The organism is uncultured Limnohabitans sp., assembly GCF_937889215.1.
Lineage (GTDB): Bacteria > Pseudomonadota > Gammaproteobacteria > Burkholderiales > Burkholderiaceae_C > Limnohabitans_A.
In genome coordinates this window covers 1-4,935 of the sequence record NZ_CALBEX010000097.1, presented here as the reverse complement: position 1 = coordinate 4,935, position 4,935 = coordinate 1, and the positions used below count along the sequence as shown (strand labels likewise).

The 4,935-nt window shown below is 62.8% G+C and carries 3 protein-coding genes; all 3 read right to left on the bottom strand.

The genetic code is table 11. The annotated features are described in order from the left end of the window. Positions 1–67: 67 nt before the first annotated feature. The 3 genes from Q0341_RS02485 to Q0341_RS02475 all read right to left on the bottom strand — a co-directional run bounded on the left by Q0341_RS02485 (position 68) and on the right by Q0341_RS02475 (position 4,933). Entirely contained in the window at positions 68–571 is a 504-nt protein-coding gene (locus tag Q0341_RS02485) for an ion transporter (protein ID WP_299510317.1), read from the bottom strand. A gap of 180 nt (positions 572–751) precedes the next feature. Continuing rightward, positions 752–3,853 (bottom strand): efflux RND transporter permease subunit, encoded by a 3,102-nt coding sequence (locus Q0341_RS02480; RefSeq protein WP_299510316.1) that lies wholly within the window; start codon positions 3,851–3,853, stop codon positions 752–754. A gap of 9 nt (positions 3,854–3,862) precedes the next feature. Continuing rightward, complete coding sequence (locus tag Q0341_RS02475) at positions 3,863–4,933, bottom strand: efflux RND transporter periplasmic adaptor subunit (protein ID WP_299510315.1); 1,071 nt, start codon at positions 4,931–4,933, stop codon at positions 3,863–3,865. Between the last annotated feature and the right edge of the window lie 2 nt (positions 4,934–4,935).

Genomic DNA, 4,935 nt, shown 5'->3' with positions numbered 1-4,935 from the left:
GCAAATTTATCAGGTTGGTGTTCGTTTTCCGCAAAGTACATCAAGCTGGACGAAATCAAAATCGCAATCAACAGATGTAGAGCGTGGCAAAAAAGGACCGGGCTTCTGCGCGGATCGCTGAAAACAGATCTTCAATGGCCGAGCTGTAGTGCGAAAGCTTGAGAACACGGATCAGCCGCAAGGTACGCAGTACGCGCATGTCCAGTCCGGGCACGATCCACTGAAGGTAAAACGGGGCCGTGGCAAAAAAGTCCACCAAACCATGGAACCCGAAAGCATATTCACGCCGGCCGCGACCAGCCCCGCCTGAGGCATCGGGGTAGCGCGCACCACTGGCCCATACGCGCAGCACGTATTCAACGGAAAACAAGACCAAGCTGATCTCTTCAAACACTTCAAAAAATACCGCATACGCCGCCTGCAGGCTGGCCACAGACTCCAGCACCACGGCCAAAATATTGAGCAAAACCAAAACCGTGATGAAACGATCGCACCACAAACTGGCCAGGTCGTTTTCATCACCTTTGTCGAGAATTTGCAGGGTACGAAGGCGTAAGGCTTGGTAGGTCACAGGAATGGCAGCTTTGTGAAGACAATTAAATTAGGCGACACAACCTGCAAAAATGAAATAACAATTCATCAATTCAGCCCAGTAACGCTGCTGAATTCGGCTTACTTACAACACATTGATACGCGCTGCAGAGGGTTGGGTGGGCTACCAGCCGTGCAGACTGCAGACGGATTTTGGGGCTCAGTGCGCCCTGCGCACCAAGCGCCCCCAGACCCGCCCTGCCCACAAGCCCAGATCATCGAGGTAGGTGAACACCACCGGCACTACCAACAAGCTGAGCACGGTACTGGTGAGCAAACCGCCGATCACGGCAATCGCCATGGGCGAGCGGAAACTCGCGTCCGCTGCGCCCCAGCCCACGGCAATGGGCAGCATGCCCGCACCCATGGCAATGGTGGTCATGACGATGGGCCGGGCGCGTTTGTGGCACGCGTCCAGCATCGCGTCCCAGCGGCTCATGCCAGGCACGGCGGGGCGATCGCCCTCTGCGGGTTTGCCGCGCCGCGCTTCAATGGCGTACTCCACCAGCAAGATCGAGTTCTTGGTCGCGATGCCCATGAGCATGATCAGGCCAATCAGCGAGGGCATCGAGAAGCTCTTTTGTGCAATCAGCAAGCCCACAAACGCGCCGCCCAGCGACAGCGGCAGCGCCGCCAAAATCGTGATGGGGTGCAAGAAGCCTTTGAACAGCAGCACCAGCACGATGTAGATGCACAGCACGCCGATCATCATGGCCAGGCCAAAGCTGGCAAAGAGTTCGCCCATGACTTCGGCGTCACCCACTTCCACGATCTTCACACCCGGCGGCAGGCTTTGCAGCGCGGGCAACTTTTGCACCGCCGCTGTCACGTCGCCCAGCGGCATGCCCGACAACTCGATCTCGAAGTTGATGTTGCGCTGGCGGTCGTAGCGGTCAATCACCGCCGGGCCGCCCGCCACCTCGATGCTGGCCACTTGACCCAGCATGACGGGACCACGGCTGCCGGGCACCATCAGGCGCTCGAGCGTGGCCAGGTCTTGCCGAGACTCGTCGCCCAACTTCACGACGATGGGCACTTGGCGCTCCGATAAATTGAGCTTGGGCAATGCCTGGTCGTAATCGCCCAGCGTGGCCACGCGCAAGGTGTCGCTGATGGCGGCGCTGGTCACGCCCAAATCGGCGGCCCTGGCAAAGTCGGGGCGCACCGCGATCTCGGGGCGCACCAAGCTGGCGGTGGACGCAATGGAACCCAGGCCTGAAATGGTGCGCAGGTCACGCTCCACAGCCATGGCCGCGGTTTGCAGGGCCTGCGGGTCTTCGCCTGTGAGCACCAGCACGTATTTCTCGCCCGAGCCGCCCAGACCCACCTTGGTGCGCACGCCGGGCAGTTGCTGCAAGGCGACCCGGATGTCGTTTTCAATCGCCTGCTTGCGCGGGCGTGTGCCGCGCTCGGTCAGTTGAATGGTGAGTGTGGCCTTGCGCACTTCGGCCGCGCCGCCACCGGCAAACGGGTCAGAACCCGCGCTGCCGCCACCAATCGTGGTGTAGACGCTTTTCACGTTGTCCACGGTCATCAAGAGCGTTCGGGCGTATTCGGCGCTGGCCTGGGTTTGCGCCAAGGTCGATCCAGGTGGCAGCTCCACATAAACCTGTGTTTGCGAGTTGTCGTCCGGCGGAATGAAGCCCTTGGGCAAGAGCGGCACCAGCATGATGGAGCCGATGAAAAACAGCGTGGCCAGCACCATGGTGACCAGGCGGTGCCGCATGCACCAAGTGGCCCAGAGCATGTAGCGCTTGAGCCAGCCCGGCTCGTGCGCGGCCGTGACGATGGGCTTCAAGATGTACGCCGCCATCATGGGCGTGAGCACCCGCGCCACCACCAGCGAGGCGAACACCGCGAGCGACGCCGTCCAGCCAAACTGCTTGAAGAACTTGCCCGCAATGCCGCTCATGAAAGCTGTGGGCAAAAACACCGCGATCAAGGTGAAGGTGGTGGCGATCACGGCCAGACCGATCTCGTCGGCCGCTTCCATCGCCGCCTGATACGGCGACTTGCCCATGCGCAAATGGCGCACGATGTTTTCCACCTCGACAATCGCGTCGTCCACCAGCACACCGATCACCAAGGACAGCGCCAGCAAAGTCACCACGTTGATGGAAAAGCCCAAGTACGCCATGCCAATGAAGGCCGGGATGACGGACAGCGGCAGCGCCACCGCCGACACAAACGTCGCCCGCCAGTCGCGCAAAAACAGCCACACCACCAGCACCGCCAAAATCGCGCCTTCGTACAACAGCACGAGTGAGCCGTTGTATTCCTCTTCCACCGGGGTCACAAAGTCAAAGGCCTCGGTGATCTCGATGTCGGGGTTTTGCAAACGGTAATCGGCCAGCGCCTGGCGCACCAAACGGCCCACGGCCACCTCGCTCTCGCCTTTGCTGCGCACCACTTCAAAGCCCACCACGGGCTTGCCATCCAGTGCGGCGGCAGATCGCGCATCGGCCAGGGTGTCGCTCACCGTGGCCACTTGGTCGAGGCGCACGCTGCCGCCCCGCGATGTGGCCAGCTCAATTTGGCCGACTTCTTGCGCCGTCTTGACGGTGGCCAAGGTGCGCACGGGCTGCTCGCCCGCGCCCAAGTCCATGCGCCCGCCCGAGCCTTCTTGCTGCACCTGCTTGAGCTGACGCGACACTTCGGCCGCCGTGATGCCCAAGGATTGCAATCGGTTCAGGTCGAGCGCCACACGCACTTCGCGCGTCACGCCACCCACGCGGTTCACGGCACCCACACCGCGCAGCGACAAGAGCTTGCGGGTGATGTCTTTGTCCACCAGCCAAGACAAGGCCTCGTCGTCCATGCGCGCCGAGCGCACGGTGTAGGCCAGCACGGGTGTGCCCGCCAGGTTGAGCTTTTGCACCACCGGGTCGCGCAGGTCACCGGGCAAATCGGCCCGCACCCCCTGGATGGCCGAGCGCACATCGTCCACCGCCTCCTGGCTGGGCTTTTCCATGCGGAACTCGGCCGTGATCGACACCACGCCGTCTTGCACTTTGGTGGTGATGTGCTTGAGACCCTGCAGCGGGGCCAGCGCGTTTTCGAGCTTGCGGGCCACATCGGTTTCGAGCTGCGAAGGCGCCACACCGGGCAGGCTGGCGGTCACCGAGATGGTGGGCACATCCAGATCGGGAAAGTTCTGCACCTTCATCGAGCCGAACGCGATCACCCCCGCCACCGTCAGCAGCACAAACAGCATGACGGCCGGAATCGGGTTGCGGATCGACCAGGAAGAGACGTTGAGCATGGCGTCCCTTTATTTGGTGGCAGGGACGGCGGGAGCAGCTGGAGAAGCGGATGCATCCACCACGCGCACCGTGTCGCCGTGGTTCAGGAATGCACCACCGCTGGCCACCACACGGGCATCGGCTTTGAGGCCACCGACCACCTCGACACGGTCACCGCTTTGGCGTCCGGTTTGCACCTTGAGCTGGCTGACTTTTTGGTCGGCCCCGACGGTGTACACATAACTGAAACCGTCGCGGACCACCACCGCCGTTTGCGGCACGGTGAGCGCTTGGCTTTGGCCTAGGGCGATCTCGCCTTGGGCGTACATGCCTGCGCGGGCGCTGCCGGTTTGCGCGGGCAAGTCGACATAGACCAAGGCGTTACGGGTTTGTGCATCGACCGAGGGCGCGACCATGCGCACTTTGCCCTGCAGCACCTGGCCGCTGGCGGCTTTGATTTGCACGGGCGCACCCACTTGGATGCGGCCAATTTCGGCAGCCGTCACTTCAGCCCGCCATTCGATGCGGCCCTGGCGAATCAAGCGGAACAACTCGGTGCCTGCGCCCACCACGCTGCCCACGGTGGCTTGGCGCGCCGAGATCACGCCCGCATCGGGTGCACGCACCTGGGTTTGCGCCAAGCGCACGTTTTGCAGCTGCACCATGGCGCGGGCGGACTGCACGCGGGCCACAGAAGAGGCCTCAGCTGCCACCGCCTGGCTCAGCTGCGCTGCACTGAAAAAGCCTTGCTGCTGCAGGCTGCGCGCGCGATCGGCCTGGGCTTTGGCCTCTTGGGCGCTGGCCGTAGCTTCCGCCAAGGCCGCTTCGGCCTGCGCCAACTCGGCGCGCAGGGTGTCGGCCTGCAAAATCGCCAACACATCGCCGCGCTTCACCCGGTCGCCCACGTTCACACGCACCTCGGTGATCTTCAGGCCATTGGCCTCGGCCCCGATGACGGCTTCTTGCCAGGCGGCCAGATTGCCGTTGGCGCTGATCTTTTGCACCAGGCTGGCAGTTTGGGGGGTGGTCACGGTCACCGTGAGGGAGGGTTTGGCGGCGCTGGGGGCGGCGGGTGCCTGGCCTTGTGCCTGGATGCTCACAG

Coding starts and splice junctions, on each gene's coding strand:
- Q0341_RS02480 (WP_299510316.1), bottom strand. CDS start 3,853: ATGCTCAACGTCTCTTCCTGGTCGATCCGCAACCCGATTCCGGCCGTC.